The sequence below is a fragment of the Micromonospora polyrhachis genome, from assembly GCF_014203835.1.
Classification (GTDB): Bacteria; Actinomycetota; Actinomycetes; order Mycobacteriales; family Micromonosporaceae; genus Micromonospora_H; species Micromonospora_H polyrhachis.
Window position 1 is genome coordinate 2,054,368 of sequence record NZ_JACHJW010000001.1, and the last position, 17,516, is coordinate 2,071,883.

The 17,516-nt window shown below is 69.9% G+C and carries 16 protein-coding genes; 10 read left to right on the forward strand and 6 right to left on the reverse strand.

Going from position 1 to position 17,516, the window contains the following annotated elements; genetic code table 11:
* Window positions 1-71 precede the first annotated feature (71 nt).
* Window positions 72-1,208: a 2-phospho-L-lactate transferase CofD family protein gene (locus FHR38_RS08440; RefSeq protein WP_184534147.1), complete on the forward strand. Its 1,137-nt coding sequence runs from the start codon at window positions 72-74 to the stop codon at window positions 1,206-1,208.
* The gene (locus FHR38_RS08445; RefSeq protein ID WP_184534148.1) at window positions 1,205-2,329 is read left to right on the forward strand and encodes a coenzyme F420-0:L-glutamate ligase; all 1,125 of its coding nucleotides are present in this window, start codon (window positions 1,205-1,207) and stop codon (window positions 2,327-2,329) included. Before FHR38_RS08440 ends, FHR38_RS08445 begins: the two co-directional genes overlap by 4 nt.
* A 106-nt stretch (window positions 2,330-2,435) precedes the next feature.
* Here the strand turns inward: FHR38_RS08445 and FHR38_RS08450 are convergent, their stop codons facing one another.
* Window positions 2,436-3,050 carry an XRE family transcriptional regulator gene (locus tag FHR38_RS08450; protein ID WP_184534149.1) on the reverse strand — a complete coding sequence of 205 codons (615 nt, stop codon included), beginning with the start codon at window positions 3,048-3,050 and terminating at the stop codon, window positions 2,436-2,438.
* Window positions 3,051-3,180: 130 nt separating this feature from the next.
* Between FHR38_RS08450 and FHR38_RS08455 the strand changes: the two genes are divergently transcribed.
* The 3 genes from FHR38_RS08455 to FHR38_RS08465 are packed head-to-tail and all read left to right on the forward strand — an operon-like array spanning window position 3,181 to window position 5,335.
* The gene (locus FHR38_RS08455) at window positions 3,181-4,194 is read left to right on the forward strand and encodes an alpha/beta fold hydrolase (protein WP_221448954.1); all 1,014 of its coding nucleotides are present in this window, start codon (window positions 3,181-3,183) and stop codon (window positions 4,192-4,194) included.
* Window positions 4,191-4,835, forward strand: coding sequence for a class I SAM-dependent methyltransferase (locus tag FHR38_RS08460; RefSeq protein ID WP_184534151.1), 645 nt, complete (start codon window positions 4,191-4,193; stop codon window positions 4,833-4,835). The genes FHR38_RS08455 and FHR38_RS08460 overlap by 4 nt, the downstream gene beginning before the upstream one ends.
* A complete protein-coding gene (locus FHR38_RS08465; RefSeq protein ID WP_184534152.1) occupies window positions 4,835-5,335 on the forward strand; it encodes a DinB family protein in 501 nt (166 codons plus the stop codon). The genes FHR38_RS08460 and FHR38_RS08465 overlap by 1 nt, the downstream gene beginning before the upstream one ends.
* An 81-nt stretch (window positions 5,336-5,416) precedes the next feature.
* On the opposite strand, the gene FHR38_RS08470 is transcribed toward FHR38_RS08465, so the two are convergent.
* Window positions 5,417-6,517 (reverse strand): mannose-1-phosphate guanylyltransferase, encoded by a 1,101-nt coding sequence (locus FHR38_RS08470; RefSeq protein ID WP_184534153.1) that lies wholly within the window; start codon window positions 6,515-6,517, stop codon window positions 5,417-5,419.
* Between the two features lie 55 nt (window positions 6,518-6,572).
* Window positions 6,573-7,718, reverse strand: coding sequence for a glycosyltransferase family 4 protein (locus FHR38_RS08475; RefSeq protein ID WP_184534154.1), 1,146 nt, complete (start codon window positions 7,716-7,718; stop codon window positions 6,573-6,575).
* 149 nt (window positions 7,719-7,867) lie between these two features.
* Here FHR38_RS08475 and FHR38_RS08480 point away from each other — a divergent pair, with 149 nt between their 5' ends.
* A complete protein-coding gene (locus FHR38_RS08480; protein WP_184534155.1) occupies window positions 7,868-8,641 on the forward strand; it encodes a TIGR03089 family protein in 774 nt (257 codons plus the stop codon).
* Between the two features lie 61 nt (window positions 8,642-8,702).
* Here the strand turns inward: FHR38_RS08480 and FHR38_RS08485 are convergent, their stop codons facing one another.
* Entirely contained in the window at window positions 8,703-10,700 is a 1,998-nt protein-coding gene (locus FHR38_RS08485) for an acetoacetate--CoA ligase (protein WP_184534156.1), read from the reverse strand.
* A 58-nt stretch (window positions 10,701-10,758) separates the two neighbouring features.
* Window positions 10,759-11,310: an acyl-CoA thioesterase gene (locus tag FHR38_RS08490; RefSeq protein ID WP_184534157.1), complete on the reverse strand. Its 552-nt coding sequence runs from the start codon at window positions 11,308-11,310 to the stop codon at window positions 10,759-10,761.
* A 23-nt stretch (window positions 11,311-11,333) separates the two neighbouring features.
* Between FHR38_RS08490 and FHR38_RS08495 the strand changes: the two genes are divergently transcribed.
* From FHR38_RS08495 to FHR38_RS08510, 4 genes are all read left to right on the forward strand, one after another.
* Entirely contained in the window at window positions 11,334-11,993 is a 660-nt protein-coding gene (locus FHR38_RS08495; RefSeq protein WP_184534158.1) for a hypothetical protein, read from the forward strand.
* Window positions 11,994-12,078: 85 nt separating this feature from the next.
* A complete protein-coding gene (locus FHR38_RS08500; protein ID WP_184534159.1) occupies window positions 12,079-12,912 on the forward strand; it encodes a hypothetical protein in 834 nt (277 codons plus the stop codon).
* Window positions 12,913-12,939: 27 nt separating this feature from the next.
* A complete protein-coding gene (locus FHR38_RS08505) occupies window positions 12,940-13,848 on the forward strand; it encodes a hypothetical protein (RefSeq protein ID WP_184534160.1) in 909 nt (302 codons plus the stop codon).
* On the forward strand, window positions 13,848-16,154 hold the full coding sequence (locus FHR38_RS08510; protein WP_184534161.1) for a hypothetical protein: 2,307 nt from the start codon (window positions 13,848-13,850) through the stop codon (window positions 16,152-16,154). The genes FHR38_RS08505 and FHR38_RS08510 overlap by 1 nt, the downstream gene beginning before the upstream one ends.
* On the opposite strand, the gene FHR38_RS08515 is transcribed toward FHR38_RS08510, so the two are convergent.
* Window positions 16,107-17,516 (reverse strand): hypothetical protein, encoded by a 1,410-nt coding sequence (locus tag FHR38_RS08515; RefSeq protein ID WP_184534162.1) that lies wholly within the window; start codon window positions 17,514-17,516, stop codon window positions 16,107-16,109. The two genes, FHR38_RS08510 and FHR38_RS08515, sit on opposite strands and share 48 nt — an antisense overlap.

Sequence of the window (17,516 nt, forward strand, 5' to 3'; positions counted from 1 at the left end):
ATTGGCGACGAAGAGCCTAGTCTGCCAACCCACCGAGAGCTGGGCCGCATCGCATGGGCGAGGATGGTCGGATGCGGATCGTGGTGCTGACCGGCGGAATTGGTGGGGCTCGCTTCCTGGTCGGGGTACGTGCGTACGCCCGCGAGGTGGGCGCCGAGGTGACCGCCGTGGTCAACGTCGGCGACGACGTCGTACTACACGGGTTGCGGATCTCCCCCGACCTGGACAGCGTGCTCTACACCCTGGGTGGCGGCGCGGACCCGGAACGGGGCTGGGGCCGGGCCGGTGAGACCTGGACGGTGAAGGAGGAGCTGGCGGCGTACGGCGCGGAGCCGACCTGGTTCGGCCTGGGCGACAGGGACATCGCCACCCACCTGGTGCGGACCACGATGCTCAACGGCGGCTACCCGCTGTCGGCGGTGACCGAGGCGCTCTGCACCCGCTGGCAGCCGGGGATCCGGCTGCTGCCGGCCAGCGACGACCGCCTGGAAACGCATGTCATCGTGAGCGCGAGGAGTGAACGAGCGGAGCGAGAGAGCCCCGCAGTCGCGAACAAAGACGGGCTCGTGAGCGCGAGGAGTGAACGAGCGGAGCGAGAGAGCCCCGCAGTCGCGAACAAAGACGGGCTCGTGAGCGCGAGGAGTGAACGAGCGGAGCGAGAGAGCCCCGCAGTCGCGAACCAGGCCAGCACAGCCACTATTGACGGCGAGCAGCGGGCCATCCACTTCCAGGAGTGGTGGGTACGCCACCGGGGCGAGCTGCCCACCCATCGTTTCGTCTTCGTCGGTGCCGACACGGCGACCCCGGCGGCCGGGGTCCTCGACGCCCTCGCCGAGGCCGACCTGGTGCTGGTGGCACCGAGCAACCCGGTGGTGAGCATCGCTCCGATCCTGGCCGTGGCACCGCTGCGCGACGCGCTGGTCGCCGGCCGGGCACCGGTGGTCGGGGTCTCCCCGATCATCGGGGGCGCTCCGGTGCGTGGGATGGCCGACCGGTGTCTGGCGGTGCTCGGCGTGCCGTGCGACGCGGCCGGGGTCGGCACGCTCTACGGTGCCCGGTCCAGCGGTGGCATCCTGGACGCCTGGCTGGTGGACACCACCGACGCCGGGACCGAGGTCCCCGGCGTGACCGTGGGGGCCGCTCCGCTGTGGATGACAGACGAGGCGGCGACGGCCGACATGGTGCGCGCCGCGGTGAGGTTGGCATGAGGCTGGAGATCCTGCCGGTGCTCGGCATCGGTGACGTCGTACCCGGCGACGACCTGGCGGAGCTGATCGCCACCGCCGCACCCTGGCTGCGCGATGGCGACGTGCTGGTGGTTACCAGCAAGATCGTCTCAAAGGCGGAGGGTCGGTTGGTCGACGTACCGGCCGACGGGCCGGAGCGGGCGACGGCCCGGGAGGAGGTCCTGGTCGCCGAGACCGCACGGCCGGTGGCCACCCGAGGCGCGACCCGGATCGTGCAGACCCATCACGGTTTCGTGATGGCGTCGGCCGGTATCGACGCCTCCAATGTGGATCGTTCGCAGCTGGTACTGCTGCCGAAGGACCCGGACGCCTCGGCGCGGTCTCTCCGGGCCGCCCTGCGCGAGCGGCACGGCGCGGACGTCGCGGTGATCGTCTCCGACACGATGGGGCGACCGTGGCGTAACGGACTGACCGACGTCGCGCTCGGCGTCGCCGGCATGGACGCGCTCCGCGACCACCGGGGTGAGGTCGACCCGTACGGCAACGAGTTGAGCATCACCCAGATGGCGGTGGTCGACGAGTTGGCCGGCGCGGGTGAGCTGGTCAAGGGCAAGTGCGACCAGGTGCCGGTGGCGGTGGTACGCGGCTATCCCGGCCTGCCCACGCCGGAGGACGGTGCCGGGGCCACGACGCTGGTCCGGGACGCCGCGCACGACCTGTTCTCCCTGGGCACCGCCGAGGCCCGGGTCGCCGGTCTGCGGGCGGCGGCCACCCTCGGTGAACTGGAGCCGACCACCGGATCGAAACCCGCCACCCCCGTTCCGGCCACCGCCGGTCCAGACTCGGCCGCCGTAACCCGGGCGATCGCCACGGTAGCCGGGGTGATCGCGCCCGGCACGGTCTTCACCCCGGTCACCGACCCCGAGGTACGCCACCGGATCGCGACCACGCTGCCGGATTGGCCCCCGGCCGCGACCGGCATGATCCGGTGTGGCCTGGCGGCACGCACCGATCCAGCCGCCCTGGTCCGGTTCGGTGCCGACGTGCACCGGCTCCGGGCCGCGCTGGCCGCCGAGGGACTGGCGTCGACCCTGCTGGTGCCCCCGCCCGGCAGCGCCGAGAGCGCTGTCGTCGCAATCTAACCCCTGACCTGTCCGACCATCGTGGGCTCCGAGCGGAGTCGTGGGTGCTGACGTTAGGGCCGGAAATGCGCGCTGAACACATTCGCAAACGCCACGTGCGGCCCGTTCAACTCCGCGCGTCAAGCCGACCCGGGCCAGTCCCGAGTGTGGAGGGGGGTGATAGGTGGGCGCGTTCACCTTGGGCACCGAAGAGAGTGAGCAGTTCCGCAGGCTGGGTGCCGGCGCTGCCGATCTGGTGCGGTATGCGGGTGTCGAACTCTGCGGCTTCGCCCGGGCCGAGCTGGTATTCCTGGTCGCCGAGGACGAGCCGGACCTGTCCGTTGAGCACGTAGAACCATTCGTACCCGTCGTGGGTTTGCAGTGTCGTGGTGGGTGACTTTCCGGCGGGCGGATAGATCACTTTGTAGGCCTGGATGCCGCCAGGGCGCCTGGTGAGCGGCACGACAGTAAAGCCGGATCGCCGGACAGGGCGTAGGTGGATACGCGGATCGCCGGTGGGTGGTGCCGCGACCAGATCGTCGAGTGGTACGCCATGTGCCCGCGCCAGCGGCAGTAACTGCTCGAGCGTCGGGCGTAGCTTCCCGGTCTCGAGGCGAGACAGTGTGCTCGAGGTCAGCCCGGTCTCGCCCGCCAGGGCAGCCAGCGAGGTATTCCGCGCCCGGCGCAGCGCGCGCAGGCGTGGGCCAACCCCGGCGAGGACATCTTCTGGGGTGACGTTCATGGCCCCATGATGCGGATCCGCAACGTTTCTCGCAAATCGGTAACACTGCTGTTCATGCTGGCTGCGGAGGTAACAACTGATGCTTAGAACAGCAGCAACTTCAAGAATCGCAGCCCGATGGTTGCGCACCGTGGCAGCCGTCGCAGCCGCACTCGTCCTGACGACAGCGTGTACGACGGCTGATGGACAGGCGCGGAACGCGACGTCCACAAAGGCGACCGCGGCCCCCACTCACCCCTACGACTCGGCCACCCGCGACGACACCGAGTTCAACCGTCAGTTCCGTCACGAGACGGCCGACATCGACGGCGTGCAGATGCACTACGTCACCGGCGGGACCGGCGAGCCGCTCGTCCTGCTGCACGGCTGGCCGCAGTCTTGGTATGAGTGGCGTGGGATCATGCCGGCGCTCGCCGAGAAGTACACGGTGTACGCGCTGGACTTGCCGGGGCTCGGTGACAGCGTGGGGGCACCATCCGGTTACGACAAGGCTACCCTCGCCCGGTACGTCCATGGGCTGCTCGCCGGCAAACTCGGCCTGCGCAAATTCAACCTGGTCGGGCACGACCTCGGTGCCGGCGTCGGATTCCAATACGCCGTACAGTTCCCGGACGAGGTTGGCAAGTACGCCCACCTGGACTATCCGCTACCGGGCCCGGCGCTCGGCGCGGACAAGTACCGCCAGGCGAGCTGGCACATGTCGTTCCACAGCCAGGACGGGTTCCCCGAGACGCTTGTCGACGACGACGTACGGGACTATCTCTCGCTCTTCTTCGGGTACGTCGCCTACGGTGGGACCAGCTTTGGTGGGCCGGGCGCGAAGGCTCCGTTCACCGATCGGCAGATCGACGAGTACGCCCGCACGTACCAGCGTCCGCAGGTACTGACCGGTGGCTTCGAGCTCTACCGCACCCTGGACCAGGATGAGCGGGACAACGTGGCGGCCGCACCGATCAAGATGCCGGTGATGCTGATGACGGCCGAGGGCAGCCTTGATTTCACGCGGTCGACGGTCGAGCCCAGCATGTCCAACATCACCCATGCCGTCGAGGTTCCCAAGTCGGGCCATTGGCTGCCCGAAGAAAACCCGGACTTCGTCACCGCCGAGCTGGTGAAGTTCTTCGCAGACGGAACGCGCCGATGACTGGAGCTCTATCCCCCAATGCCGAGTCATTCTGGGAGCAGCATCACCGCGCCCGGCGCGATGGCGGCATCGGGCGGGTCAACCCTCTGCTGAAAGAGATCGCCGGATCACTGCGTCCCGGCGCGGCCCTGGACCTGGGATGCGGTGCCGGCGGCGACACCATCTGGCTTGCCCGGCACGGCTGGCAGGTCACCGCCGTAGACATCTCCCGAAGCGCGGTCGAACGGGTACGTACGCACTCTCGTGCTCTCGGCATCACCAGCCGGGTCATCGGCGAACGTCACGATCTGGCCCGAAGCTTCCCGGCAGGGGAGTTCGACCTAATCTCCGCACAGTACTTCCATACCCCCTTCACGCTGGATCGTGCCCGGGTTCTGCGTAACGGGGCGCACGCCCTGCGCCCCGGCGGCCTGCTCCTGATCGTCGATCACGGCTCGACCGCGCCCTGGTCATGGAACAGGGATCCCGATACCCACTACCCCACCCCCGGCGAGATCGCCGCCGAACTTGCTCTCGATGCTGAGGAATGGCCCATCCTGCGCGCCGACATGCCGCGCCGCCGGGCTACCGGCTCCGGCGGCCAGATCGCCACTGTCACCGACAATGTTCTGCTCATCCAACGCCGCGAACGGAGAGGCTGATGACACCCTCCAGCCGAAGCCGAAAACGGAAGGACACCGGGCCCGCGTGGACCGCGCCCGATGAGAAGGCCACCTTGGTGGGATTTCTCGACTACCTGCGCAACGCGATCGCGGACAAGGTGGCCGACGTGCCGGAGCCGCAGGTGCGCATCGCTGGCGTACCGTCCGGCACCAATCTCCTCGGGCTGGTCAAACACCTGACCGCCGTCGAGCGGTTCTACTTTCTTGAGGAACCGATCACCGACATCCGCCGCACCTTTCGGCCCGCCCGTGAGGACACCGTTGCGGGTCTGCTCGCCGGGTATCGGGAGACCACCGCGCAAGCGAACCAGATCATCGAAACCTGGACCGACCTGACACAACCCGCACCCCGGCCACCTGGCCGCAGCCTGGCACCGTCGCAGCGATGGGTCCTGGTGCACATGATTGAGGAGACCGGGCGGCATGCCGGCCACGCCGACATCCTCCGCGAACAAATCGATGGTTCCACCGGACGGTGACGACGCCCCAGGCGCACCTGTGAATACGTGATCGGCCCTCACGGCATGCCTGATCTTTGGATCAGCAACTGCTTCGACTGATCAGACGTACCCCTCTTCGCCCCGGGCCTTGAGGTCGTCGACCAGCTTCTTGACGTCCTGGGCCCGGTCGCGGGGGCAGACCATCACCACGTCCGGGGTGTCCACCACGACCAGATCCTGTACGCCGAGCGCGGCGATCAGCCGACCCGAGTGCGGCACCACCACCAGGCCGCCGCTGTCCCGCAGCAGGACAGTCGGCTTACCGCCGCCCTCCTCGGCACCCAGCACGACGTTGCCCGCGTCGTCGCCGGGCAGCACGTCACCGAGGGTGTGGAAGTCGCCCACGTCGTTCCAGCCGAAGTCACCCGGAACGGTGGCCACCCGGCCAGCGGCGGCGGCCCCCTCCATCACGGCGTAGTCGACCGAGATCTTGGGCAGGGTCGGCCACACCGTCCCCAGTACGTCGTCCTGCTCGGGGGTGTTCCACGCCTGCGCGATGGCGGTCAGGCCGGCGTGCAGTGCCGGCTGCTGACGGGCCAGCTCAGCGAGGAAGACGTCGACCCGCCAGACGAACATGCTCGCGTTCCACAGGTGCTGCCCGGAGCGCAGGTAGCCCTCGGCCACCTCGGCCGCCGGCTTCTCCTTGAACTCCCGGACCCGGCGCAGCGGACCGGAGTCGATCAGGTCGCCGCATTCCAGGTAGCCGTACCCGGTCTCGGCCCGGGTGGGCGTGATCCCCACCGTCATCAGCAGGCCCTGCTCCGCACCCACCACGGCCTGCCGTACCGTCTCCGCCCACCGCGTCGGGTTACCGATCAGGTGGTCTGCGGCGAACGAGCCCATCACCGCCTTGGGCTCGCGTAGCGCGATCACGGCGGCGGCCAGTGCGATCGCCGCGCAGGAGTCCCGTGGCGAGGGTTCCACCAGGATGTTCTCCTCCGGCAGGCCGGTCAGCTGCCGCGCCACCGCGGCGACGTGGGCCACGCCGGTCACCACCATGGTCCGGTCCGGCGTGGTCAACGGCGCGACCCGCTCGACCGTCGCCTGCAGCAGGGACGAGGAGGTGCCGGTGAGCGGATGGAGGAACTTGGGATGTCCGGCGCGGGACAGCGGCCACAGTCGGGTACCGCTACCACCCGCCGGGATGACGGCGAAGAACATCAGCACATCATGCCGGACGGACCGACGTCAGTACGTTCGGTTACCACCTGGCCGGTCACGCGCGGGCCCGGGCCCAGGCGGCGATGTGCACCTCGGCACTGGACTCCCAGGTGAATTCCTTGGCCCGGTCGAAGCCCGCCTTCGCCAACGCCAGCCGGCGCGACTCGTCGTCGAGCAGCGCGCCGAGGTCGGCGCCGATCCGCTCCGGGTCCTCGCTGGTGTAGGCCACCGCGTCACCGCCGACCTCGGGCAGGGACAGCCGGGGCGTGGTGAGCACCGGAGCCGCGCAGGCCATCGCCTCCAGGATCGGTAGGCCGAACCCCTCCCCGTACGACGGGTAGGCGGCGACCAGGGCACCGCCCAGGAAGCCGGGCAGGTCGGCGTAGCGCAGGTAGCCGGGGCGCAGTAGCCGCAGGTGGGCGGGCACCTCGGCCACGGCTCGGTCGATCTCGTCGTCCTGGCCCTGCCCACCGGCGATCACCAGAGCCGGCGGGTGGGGCCGGTCCTGCACGGCGAGCACCCAGCCCCGGATCAGGTTCGGCACGTTCTTGCGGGGCTCCTTGGCCCCCAGGAACGCGATGTAGCTGCTGCCGCCGAGACCGAGCCGGGCGCGTACCCGGGCCTTCTCCTCCTCGGTCGGCGCGTGGAACGCCGCCTGGTCGACCCCGTGGTAGGCCACGTCGATACGGGTCGGGTCGGCGTCCAGCAGGCGGATCAGCTCGTCGCGGGTGGCCTTGCTGGGCACGATCACCCGGTCGGCCCGGCGCAACGAGGTCTTGATCGCGCTGCGGAAGAAGGTACGGCGGGACTTGTCGTAGTGCTCCGGCTCGGTGAAGAAGGTGGCATCGTGCACGGTCACCGTCACCGGACAGCCCGCCCGTAGCGGACAGGTGTAGAACGGCGAGTGCAGCACCTCGGCCCCCACCTGCTGGGCCAGCAGCGGCAGGCCGGTCTGTTCCCACGCCAATCGGGCCGGCCGGTGCGCCAACGCGGCCGGGGCGGAGATCACCTCGGCGGTGGGCAACATCCGGGTGTATCGCTCGGTGTCGGTCCGCAAGCCGACCACGACCAGCTCGACCGCGGTCCCGGCGACCTTGCCGAGGGCACCGAGCAGGCCGTCGACGTATCGACCGACACCGCCACGATCAGCGGGGACGCTCGTGGCGTCGATGAGCACGCGGGGCGGGCGGCCGGCGGTCACAGGGCAACTCCTCAAGTCTCAGGAACTGTGTGAAACAACACTCGCGCCAAGCCTACGCCGGACCGCTCTCGCCGTGCCGACTGCGACCCGACCGATGGTTGCCTTTCCGGCGGCACCACTGAACGACGACACCGGGTATCGTGCCCGCGATGGCCGACAACATTGCCCGGATGCTCGCCGCCGCGATCGCGCCCGACCCGGCTCGCCCCCTGCTCACCTGGTACGACGACGCGACCGGGGACCGGACCGAGCTGTCCGGGGCGACCCTGGACAACTGGGTGGCCAAGACCGCCAACCTGTTGGTCGACTCGGCGGGACTGGCCCCTGGCGACCTCGTCGGCGTGTCGCTCCCGCCGCACTGGCAGTCCGCCGCCGTGCTGCTCGGCAGTTGGTCGGCGGGTGCCGAGGTGACGGCCGTGCCGGGTACACCGGTGGAGGTGCTCTTCGCCGCCGCCGACCGAATCGACCCTGTGGCCGGCGAGCCGGCCACCAACCAGATCGACGCGGTGGCCGGCTCGCCCGCCACCAACCAGATCGACGCGGTGGCCGGCTGGCCGGCTGGCGAGCGGTACGCCCTGGCCCTGGCCCCGCTCGCCGCACCACTGCGTACGGTGCCCGCCGGCTTCACCGACTACGTGGTGGAGGTACGCGGCCACGGTGACCACTTCACGCCGTACCCGGCGGGTGGCCCGCAGGACGCCGAGTTGTGTGCCCGCGCCACCGAACGGGCCAGCGCGCTCGGCATCGCCACCGGGGACCGGGTGCTGGTCGACGCGGCCCGTCACCCGGATCCGGTGGACTGGCTGCTCGCCCCGCTGGCCGTGGGGGCGAGCGTGGTGCTGTGTGGGCACCTCGACCCGGCCCGACTCGCCGACCGGTTGGCCACCGAACGGGTGACCGTGGACCTGTCGCGGGCCGGCTGAGGCGGCACCGGCCGCAGTCCGGCTCGCGGCCGGGCGGCTGGCGGCACGCCCCCGGGCGGGATCAGTGGCCGGTCCGCTCACGGGCGAACCGTTCGAAGGCGACCAGTGACTCCGGATTGGCCAGCGCGCCGGTGGCCGCCGCCGAATCCACCGGCGTGCCGGTCAGGATCTTCTTGACCGGCACCTCCAGTTTCTTCGCCGACAACGTCCGGGGCACCGCCCGGACCTGGTGGATCTCGTCCGGCACGTGCCGGGGTGAGAGGGCGGTACGTAGTTCCCGGGCGATCCGGGCCCGCAACGTGTCGTCGAGTTCGAGCCCGTCCGCCAGGACCACGAAGAGCAGCAGGTCACCGGCCCCGCCCTCAGCATCTTCCAGGTGCACCACGACCGAGTCGACGACCTCGTCGAGCGTCTCGACGACCGAGTAGAACTCGGCGGTGCCGAGGCGTACCCCACCCCGGTTGAGGGTCGCGTCGGAGCGTCCGGTGATGACGCATCCGCCCCGCTCGCTGATGGTGATCCAGTCGCCGTGCCGCCACACCCCCGGATAGACGTCGAAGTACGCCTCCCGGTAGCGCCGCCCGTCCGGGTCGTTCCAGAAGCCCACCGGCATGCTCGGCATGGGGGCGGTGATGACCAGCTCGCCCAGTTCGCCGACGACCGCCTTCCCCTCGGTCGAGCGGGCCTCCACCCGGGCACCCAACGCCCGGCAGGTGATCTCCCCGGCGTACACCGGTAGCAGTGGCACACCGCCGACGAAGCCGGTGCAGACGTCGGTGCCGCCGGAGAGCGACTGGAGCTGGAGGTCCCGGCCGACCGCGTCGTACACCCAGGTGAAGCCCTCGGCGGGCAGCGGCGCACCGGTGGAGCCGAGGCCGCGCAGCGCGGAGAGGTCCACCGTCTCGCCGGGGCGCAGGTCGGCCTTGCGGCAGGCCAGCAGGAACGGTGCCGAGGTGCCGAAGTAGGTGGTACCGGTGTCGGCGGCGAGCCGCCACAGGCTGCCGAGGTCCGGCTCGGCCGGCTTTCCGGGCTCGGCCCGGACGGCGGGGTTGCCGTCGAAGAGCACGATCGTCGCACCGACCGCCGGGCCGGAGACCAGGAAGTTCCACATCATCCAGCCGGTGGTGCTGAACCAGAAGAACCGGTCGGCCGGGCCGAGGTCGTGGTGCAGGGCCAGCATCTTGAGGTGTTCGAGCAGGATGCCACCGTGCCCGTGCACGATCGGCTTGGGCAGGCCGGTGGTGCCGGAGGAGTAGAGCACGTAGAGCGGGTGGTCGAACGGCACCGGCTCGAACTCCAGCGCCGCGTCCGTCTCCCCCGCCAGCTCCGCCCAGGTCGATGTCCCGGCCGGCGGCGCGGCGTTTGGGTCCAGGTAGGGCAACATCACCGTGTGTACGACCGACGGCAGCGCCGTACGGATCGCGACCACCTCGGCGCGCCGGTCGATCGGCTTGTCCCCGTAGCGGTAGCCGTCGACCGCGACCAGCACCTTCGGCTCGATCTGCTGCCACCGGTCGGTGACGCTGCGGGTGCCGAACTCGGGGGCGCAGGAGGAGAAGATCGCGCCGAGGCTGGTGGTGGCGAGTAGCAGCACGAACGTCTCGGGGATGTTGGGCGCGTACGCCGCCACCCGATCGCCCCGGCCGACCCCGAGCCGGCGCAGTCCGGCCCGGACCCGGCGGACCTGTTCGCGCAGCTCGGCCGTGGTGAGGGTGACCGGTGCCCGGGTCTGGCTGTGGGCGACGACGATGGGATCGGCGTCCGCGCGGCTGGGCATGCGCAGCACGTGCTCGGCGTAGTTGAGCGTCGCGCCGGGGAACCACCGGGCTCCGGGCATCGTGGGGTCGCTCAGGGTCGCGGTCGGCTGGTCGTACGCCCGGACGTCGAAGTAGTCCCAGATCGAGCGCCAGAAGCCGGCCAGGTCGGACACCGACCACTGCCAGAGTTCGTCGTAGTCGGCGAAGTCGAGGCTTCGTTCGGCCCGCAGCCAACGCAGGTAGTCACCGATACGCGACTTCTCCCGGACGTCGGTCGGTGGCGTCCACAGCAGCTCACCCACAGTCCACCCCTCCCCTGGTCCGGCACCACGCCGTGCCGGCCCGTGGCGTCATCTTGCCCTACCCGGATGCGCCGTCCCGCGTGCCCGGCGTCGTGACTCCCCGGTGTGCCTGGATTGCCTGGCGTTTGGCCAGCCGGTGTGCCCGGCGGATCTCTGCCTCCCGGTAGCGCCGCTCGTCCTCCGGGGTCTCCGGCAACACCGGCCGCACCGCCCGTGGCCCGCCGGCCACGTCCACCCCGACGAAGACGAGATAGGCGGTGGCCACCCGAACCGGCTCCTCTCCGGCGGTGTCCCAGCGCTCGGCGAGCACCTTCACCCCCACCTCCATGGAGGTGTAGCCGGTCCAGTTGATCTGCGCGTGCGCGTGGACCAGGTCGCCGACGCGTACCGGTTCGGAGAACACGATCTCGTCGATGGCGGCGGTCACCGCCGTGCCCCCACAGTGCCGCGCCGCGGCGGCCCCGGCCACGTCGTCGACGAACTTCATCAGTACGCCACCGTGCACCGTCCCGTAGAGGTTTACATCGACAGCCGTCATGATACGACTCAGGGTGACCCGAGAATACGAGGTCGGCTTGCCCATGGGATCGGGCGCTGGCTGCTCGGTCATGCCGGAAACGGTACGGTGCCGGAATGCGACATCTCTGGAGCTTCCTCACCGGGATCGTGGTGGCGCCGCTCACCTGGGTGCTACTCACACTGGGGCAGGACGGGTCAAGCCGGACAGTCGACCGCTGGGTGGAGCTCGGCACCTTCACCACGGCCAACCTGATCGGGCCGGCCGTCTACCTCGCGGTCGCCGGCATCCTGCTCGGTCTGCTCGGCACGCTGCGGGTCTCGCCACTCGGACCACTGGTCGCGGGGCTACTGCTCGTCGCCCCGTACGTCAAGCTGGTCTTCGACCCGTTCGCGCTTCGGGAGGCGATCCCGGGCGACCTGCGGATCCTCGGTGACCCGCTGCCCCTGTTCCTGCCCGTCCAGAACGGCACCCTGTTCCTGATCGGTACGCTGTTGTTGATCGCCACCTTCAGCCGGCAACGCTGGCGGCGGTGGCCGGCGCGGGCTACGGCCAGCGTCCCCGCGCCCGCATCTTCGCCGGTGTCCACCGACGACGAAGAACCGGCCCGTCCTGACTGGTCGGCGTTGAACGCGGAAACCTACGACCCCGACACCGCTCCGCCGACGTTGGGTTACCCGGACGCCGACACCACCTCGCCGTTGCCCCGCCGGGAGGGCAACACCTCGCCCTGGTCCTCGCCGCCGCGCGGTACGACCCGGACCGACACCGAATAGCCGCCCCATACCCAAGGAGGTGCGGGACCGGGTGACCGATCGCCCGGTCCCGCATCCTGGCGGCGGCACACTACAGTGTCGGTCTATGCGATCGGGGGCGACGGATCGATGGCGGTCGGGCGTACGCGGCCTGCTTCCGCTCACCGCAGCGGCCCTGCTCGTCGTCGGCCCACTGCCGACACCAGCCGCCGCCGACGACCGGGCGGCGGACGCCGCACTGGTCTTCTGTCTCTCCTCGGACCAGCGTCCACGCCTGGTCGAGGCGGCCGTGGTCCTGGGCCTGGCCCACCCCGGCTCGGCCCCGGACCGATTGGCCACCGACGGCCAGGACCGGACCATCGAGCAGTGGCGAAGCAGCCACCGGGCCGACTTCGACCGGGCCTGCCGCGCTCTCGTCGGAGCCCAGCGACACGAGACCGGATCGTCGACCGAGCAGTCGAACGGCCTGCTCGCCCTGCTGGTGCCGGCGCTACTCAGCGGCGCGGTGGGCTGGTTCTTCAGCGCCCAACTGGCCACCGCGGGAGCCCGTCGGGTGCAGGCCGACGGGCTGCGTACGGCGAGTCGGGCGTTCGTCGACGCCGGTGAGGCGTTCGTTCGCCAGCAGCAACAGGCCCGGACCGGCCTGCCCCCCGACGACGAGGCGGTACACACCCGCCGCGCCGAACTGGCCGCGACGCTGAACCAGGTCGCCTCGGCACGCCGCTGGTGGCGGATGCCCCGACGGCTCAGCGCGACGCTCTACGGCCCCCAACTGGGCCCGGCGATGACCGAGGACTGGTTCCCACTGGACACCGCTGAGCGGGCTACTCGGGCAACGACCCTCAGATCCGCGCTCGGCCGGTTCGCCGCCGAGGTGGAGCAGGTGGCCCGGTCGGTACAGAGTTCCGGTCTGCCGCGTACCCGGATGTGGCGACGGTGAGCGACGAGGTGGGGGCGCGGTAGCAAGATGTCAGTGAACCCGTTTGCCGTACCCGGATTGAACCGGCCGGACGATCCGCTCAATCCGGTACGGGAGATGAAACATACGAACTACTACGTGGACGTGGACAACACTGCGGCGGCATTCGGCCTGTTCCAGGACCGGCTGAGCGATCCCACCAGCCTGGTCACCGATGGTCGGCTGGTGATCGTCGCCGGGCCGGAGCAGTGTGGCAAGTCGGCGCTGATCAACCGGTGCGCCCACTGGGTGCAGGAACGGCTGCTCGGCTCGCGGCACAGCGCGAGGGTGTTCGACCTGACCCGGCTGGTGGAGCTGACCGAGACGAAGGCGGACCGCCGCCGCAGCGTCTGCCGGGCGCTGATCGACCGGCTCTGGCAGGCCGGGGCGGTGACCGATCAACGACTGCTGGAGTTGCGTGGGCAGCCCGACGAGGCGTACCTCTATCTCGCCGGCGCGGTGCAGGAGAAGTTCGTCGCCATCGTGCTCCTGCCCCCCTCCGGGGAACTGGCCCGGGAACTCGTCCAGTACGCCCGGGACGCACACAGCAAGATCCTGTTCTTCGGGGAGAGTTCCTACGAGTCGTACGTGGAGACGGCCTGGCCGGAGTTGGAGCATGCCGGCTCCGCCCCACCGATCTATCTCACCGTCGGATCACTGACCAAGCAGGACGCCGGGCGCTTCGCACACGACCGGCTGCGCAGGTCACCGGCCGGGCCGCTACTGCCCCCGGTCACCGCCGCCACCCTGGACCGGGTGACCGAGAAACGACCTATGTCCATCGGTGAGCTGCAGACGTTACTCTACGGTCTGTACGAGGAGCTCCGGCTACAGCCGGATCTCACCGAAGAGGTGACCTACCAATACATCAGCGAGTTCTATCTGCGTAAGGCCAGACTATTAGGGAACCGTTACTGATGGACCGCTTCGAGAGCGTACGTATGACCGGTGAGGTCAACCCGTATCCGTCGAGTGCGGTCGCCCAACTCGCTGAGTTCGGTTCGACCTCGGTAACCATCCAGACCCCCGCCATCCGCGAGGCCGTCGCCGCGGTGGAGCAGTACCTGTCCCGGGGCGATCATGAAGACGAGGGGCAACCCCCGCCCGGCCAGGTGATCGCCGTGGTCGGTGACTTCGGCACCGGCAAGACCCACCTGGTCACCCACCTCATGCGCTACGCCACCCGGCGCAGGGGCAGTTCGGTCCAGTCGCTCTACCTGAACGCCCCACCGGACACCTTCGTCTCCCTCTACAAGACCTTCATCGACAAACTCCAGCAGCGCAGGGAAATCGTCCTCACCCGGGTCCGGCAGTACTACGCCGACATCGTCGCCGAGACGCTCAGCCGCTCCGAGGCGACCGCCGGGCTGGCCCGGCAACTCAGCGCCGGGGAGATCGACCCGGTCCAGGTCGTCCGCGAGTTCGGCCTGATGGAGAGCGTGTTCCTGCAACAACTCCAGGAACGGCTGCGGGGCGTGACCGACAACGCCACGTTCAGCCAGGCCCTCACCCTGCTGCTCCGGGTCGGCTTCGAGGACGCGGTCTGGGAATGGTTCAGCGGCCGTCCGCCCGCCGACATCCTGCGGGAACGTGGCATCGCCGGCTCGATCGTGGACAGCGAGACCACCGCGTTGGAGGCGATGGGGGTGTTCGCCCTACTGATCGGGCATCGCCGACACCGCTTCGTGCTGGTGATCGACGAACTCGACCAGTTGCTCACCGCGGCGGGGCGACGCGAGGGCGAGGCCATCGAGGCGTTCAAGCAGTTGCTGGCGGTCTTCGCCGCCTCCGGTGCCTTCCTCGTCCTCGCCGGGCTGCCGGACCTGCTGAACGTGCTCCGTCGGGACGTCCGCGAACGCATCGGGACCCAGATCAGGATGTCCCGGCTGACCGCCGGCGACGCGCGGGACTACATCCTCGCCCGGCAGAACGGGCGGCTGGCCCCCTTCACCGACGAGACCATCCGCTACCTGGTCGAGGTGGTGAACGGCTCGCCGCGCGGGATCATCTCGCTCTGCTACCACCTCTACCGCCGGGCTCGGGAGCAGCGCGGCCAGGTCACCCACGCGATGGTGCGGCAGGTGGCCCGGGACGTCTACGACGCGGGCAACGCCCAGGACGCGCACGCCGACATCCGGCAGGTGCTGGTCGCCGAGGGCCGGGAATACTGGACCGCCCACCTGCTCGGTGACACCCGAGAGACCGAGGTCGACTACTGGCTCCCGGTCGGCGGCCCGGATCGGGGCTGCGCCGTACTGCTGACCGAGTCGCTGCTCTACGACGCCGACGTGGAGACGATCCGGGACCGGGCGCTGGCAATCCGGGCGCTGCGCGAGTGCGAGCTACTGCTGGTGGTCGTGGGCCGGTTGCCTGACAAATACCTACGCGAGCTGACCACGGCGGTCGGCCGGGAACCGTTGAGCTACACCCGCCGATCGTTCGCCGACCAGTTCAGCGTCGAGGTCAAGGCGATGGTGGACCGGCTGGCGGAGTTGCCCGGTGACGACCTGCTGGACACCCTCCGGCAACGGCTGGAGCGGTTCGGCCGGCAACAGTCCAACACCCAGAATCTCCTCGGCCGGCTGGCCGGGCACCTGGACTCGCTGCGCTCCGCCTCCGACCAGCAACTCGCCGCCATCCACCACGAGTTACACGTGCTTCGGCGTACCCTGCCCGCCACATCGGGCCAGGGCGGTGCCACCGCGCCGACCGTACCGCCCCTGCCGGATGCGGTCTCCGCCCTGTTCGACCAGGCGCTGGCCTCGGTGGACGTACTGACTCCGGTGGCGGCGGTGCTGCACAACGCGTTCGACCCGGACGACGACGACGTCGGCACCGATGCCCGGATGACTGTCCGGGCCCGGCTGCCCCGAGACGACGTCCAGCAGGCTGCGGGCGTGGCCACGTTGCTGACCACCCTGGTCGAGACGTTCGGCGACGCGGTCAGCGAGTGGTACCGGTCGGTCGTCGCCGAGCAGCCGCCCCAACTGCGCCCGCACGACCGGGACCAGTTGGACGCACTCTGCCAACTCTTCGACGCCGCCTGCGAGCACCTGCCGGTCTACCGCCTGGAGAGCTTGCAGGACTTCGTCGACGCCACCGGCCGTACCGGGTCGGACGACCTACCGTCTGCCCGCCCGCCCCAGGATCCACAGGAGGTCCTCGGCGGGCTCAGCTCACGGGTCCGGAACACCATCCTCACGCCCTTCGCCACTGCCGGCTGAGCCGGTCGGCGAGGTCGGCCCAGTCGTTCCAGTCGGCACGGTCGTTCCAGTCAGCCCAGTCGTTCCAATCGCTATGAGCGGCATGCTCGGTCCGGCCTGGCCGGTCGCCACGCTCGGCGCGGTCGGCCGACGAAGAGCCTCGCGGATCCCGTTGCTCACCGCGTGCAGCAGGTTGATCGTCACCACGGCGGGAGCCACCACCGCCACCGTGCCGGGAAAACTCGGTTCGAGCAGGAGCGCCAGGATGATCGCGGTGATGCCGTTCTGCTGTCCGAGTAGCAGGTCGATCCGGTCCGGCCGGGGTAGGCGGGCCCCGATCACAGCGGCGACCAGCGCATGGGCTGCGAAGGCGGCAACCCCGAGCACGATCCCCGGAGCGAGTCGGATGCCACCGACCAGCACCAGGCCGAGCGCGAAGGTCGCCAACAGGAACGCCGCCTGGGTGAGCCGGTTCAACAGCCGCTCGATCGGGGGCCGGTAGAAAAGGCCGGTGATGGCCAATCCCAGCAGGAGGAACTGCCAGACCGCGAAGCTGACCAGCCCGACCAGTAGGAGCAGCTGGAGCGCCAACCGAACGCGCCCCCACCCACCCCGCCAGCGCCATCCATCGTTACGCAGTGGGCCATCGCCCGGCGCATCGACCTCGCCCGACCGACCAACGCGGCGGCCCGGCAGCTCGGTCAACCACCAGAGTCCACAGGCGACCACCGCGAAGATCAGATTCTGTGCGATGGACAGGCCGAAGACGGCGATGCCATTCGGCTCCGGCTGCCCCACTTGCCCGCCGATCGGGTCGAGCATCGGCAGTACCCAGGCCGAGACATAGACGGTGAGCAGAATGGTGATCGGATCGTCGAACGATGCCCAGGCCGACAGGATCGCCTTCGCCCGCTCCGACATCCGGCTCTGTAGGCGCGCCGCCGCGAAGCTGAGCGGGTCGATCTGCGCCACCGCGACGCCCAGCACCAGATACTCGGGACGGTGGAAGGCCAGGTACAGGACGCCCGAAATCAACAGGGCCTTGACCACCACCCCGAGGCTGACCGCGACCACCACCAGCCGGATGTTGCCCCGAGCCGCCCGCAGGTCGATGCCGTACGTGCTGGCGAAGAGCCCGACGGCCAGCAACACAGTGGCCACCAGCAGGTAACCCGGTTCCCGATGGATCCCGGTCAGCCCGCCGATCCGGGCGACCAACCAACCACCGACCAGCACCGTGAGAAACAGCAACATCCGCCGGGCGGCGGGCCACACCACCTCCGCGACCCGGGGCGGCAACAGCGGTTTGGACCCGCCGGGCCGCCACCATCCGGACCGCCACCATCCGACCCCGGTGCGGTACGTCTCCGGTGTGCCGGCCAC

Coding starts and splice junctions, on each gene's coding strand:
- FHR38_RS08490 (WP_184534157.1), bottom strand. CDS start 11,310: ATGACCGAGCAGCCAGCGCCCGATCCCATGGGCAAGCCGACCTCGTAT.
- FHR38_RS08510 (WP_184534161.1), top strand. CDS start 13,848: ATGGACCGCTTCGAGAGCGTACGTATGACCGGTGAGGTCAACCCGTAT.
- FHR38_RS08470 (WP_184534153.1), bottom strand. CDS start 6,517: ATGTTCTTCGCCGTCATCCCGGCGGGTGGTAGCGGTACCCGACTGTGG.
- FHR38_RS08465 (WP_184534152.1), top strand. CDS start 4,835: ATGACACCCTCCAGCCGAAGCCGAAAACGGAAGGACACCGGGCCCGCG.
- FHR38_RS08450 (WP_184534149.1), bottom strand. CDS start 3,050: ATGAACGTCACCCCAGAAGATGTCCTCGCCGGGGTTGGCCCACGCCTG.
- FHR38_RS08460 (WP_184534151.1), top strand. CDS start 4,191: ATGACTGGAGCTCTATCCCCCAATGCCGAGTCATTCTGGGAGCAGCAT.
- FHR38_RS08480 (WP_184534155.1), top strand. CDS start 7,868: ATGGCCGACAACATTGCCCGGATGCTCGCCGCCGCGATCGCGCCCGAC.
- FHR38_RS08500 (WP_184534159.1), top strand. CDS start 12,079: ATGCGATCGGGGGCGACGGATCGATGGCGGTCGGGCGTACGCGGCCTG.
- FHR38_RS08445 (WP_184534148.1), top strand. CDS start 1,205: ATGAGGCTGGAGATCCTGCCGGTGCTCGGCATCGGTGACGTCGTACCC.
- FHR38_RS08440 (WP_184534147.1), top strand. CDS start 72: ATGCGGATCGTGGTGCTGACCGGCGGAATTGGTGGGGCTCGCTTCCTG.
- FHR38_RS08505 (WP_184534160.1), top strand. CDS start 12,940: ATGTCAGTGAACCCGTTTGCCGTACCCGGATTGAACCGGCCGGACGAT.
- FHR38_RS08495 (WP_184534158.1), top strand. CDS start 11,334: ATGCGACATCTCTGGAGCTTCCTCACCGGGATCGTGGTGGCGCCGCTC.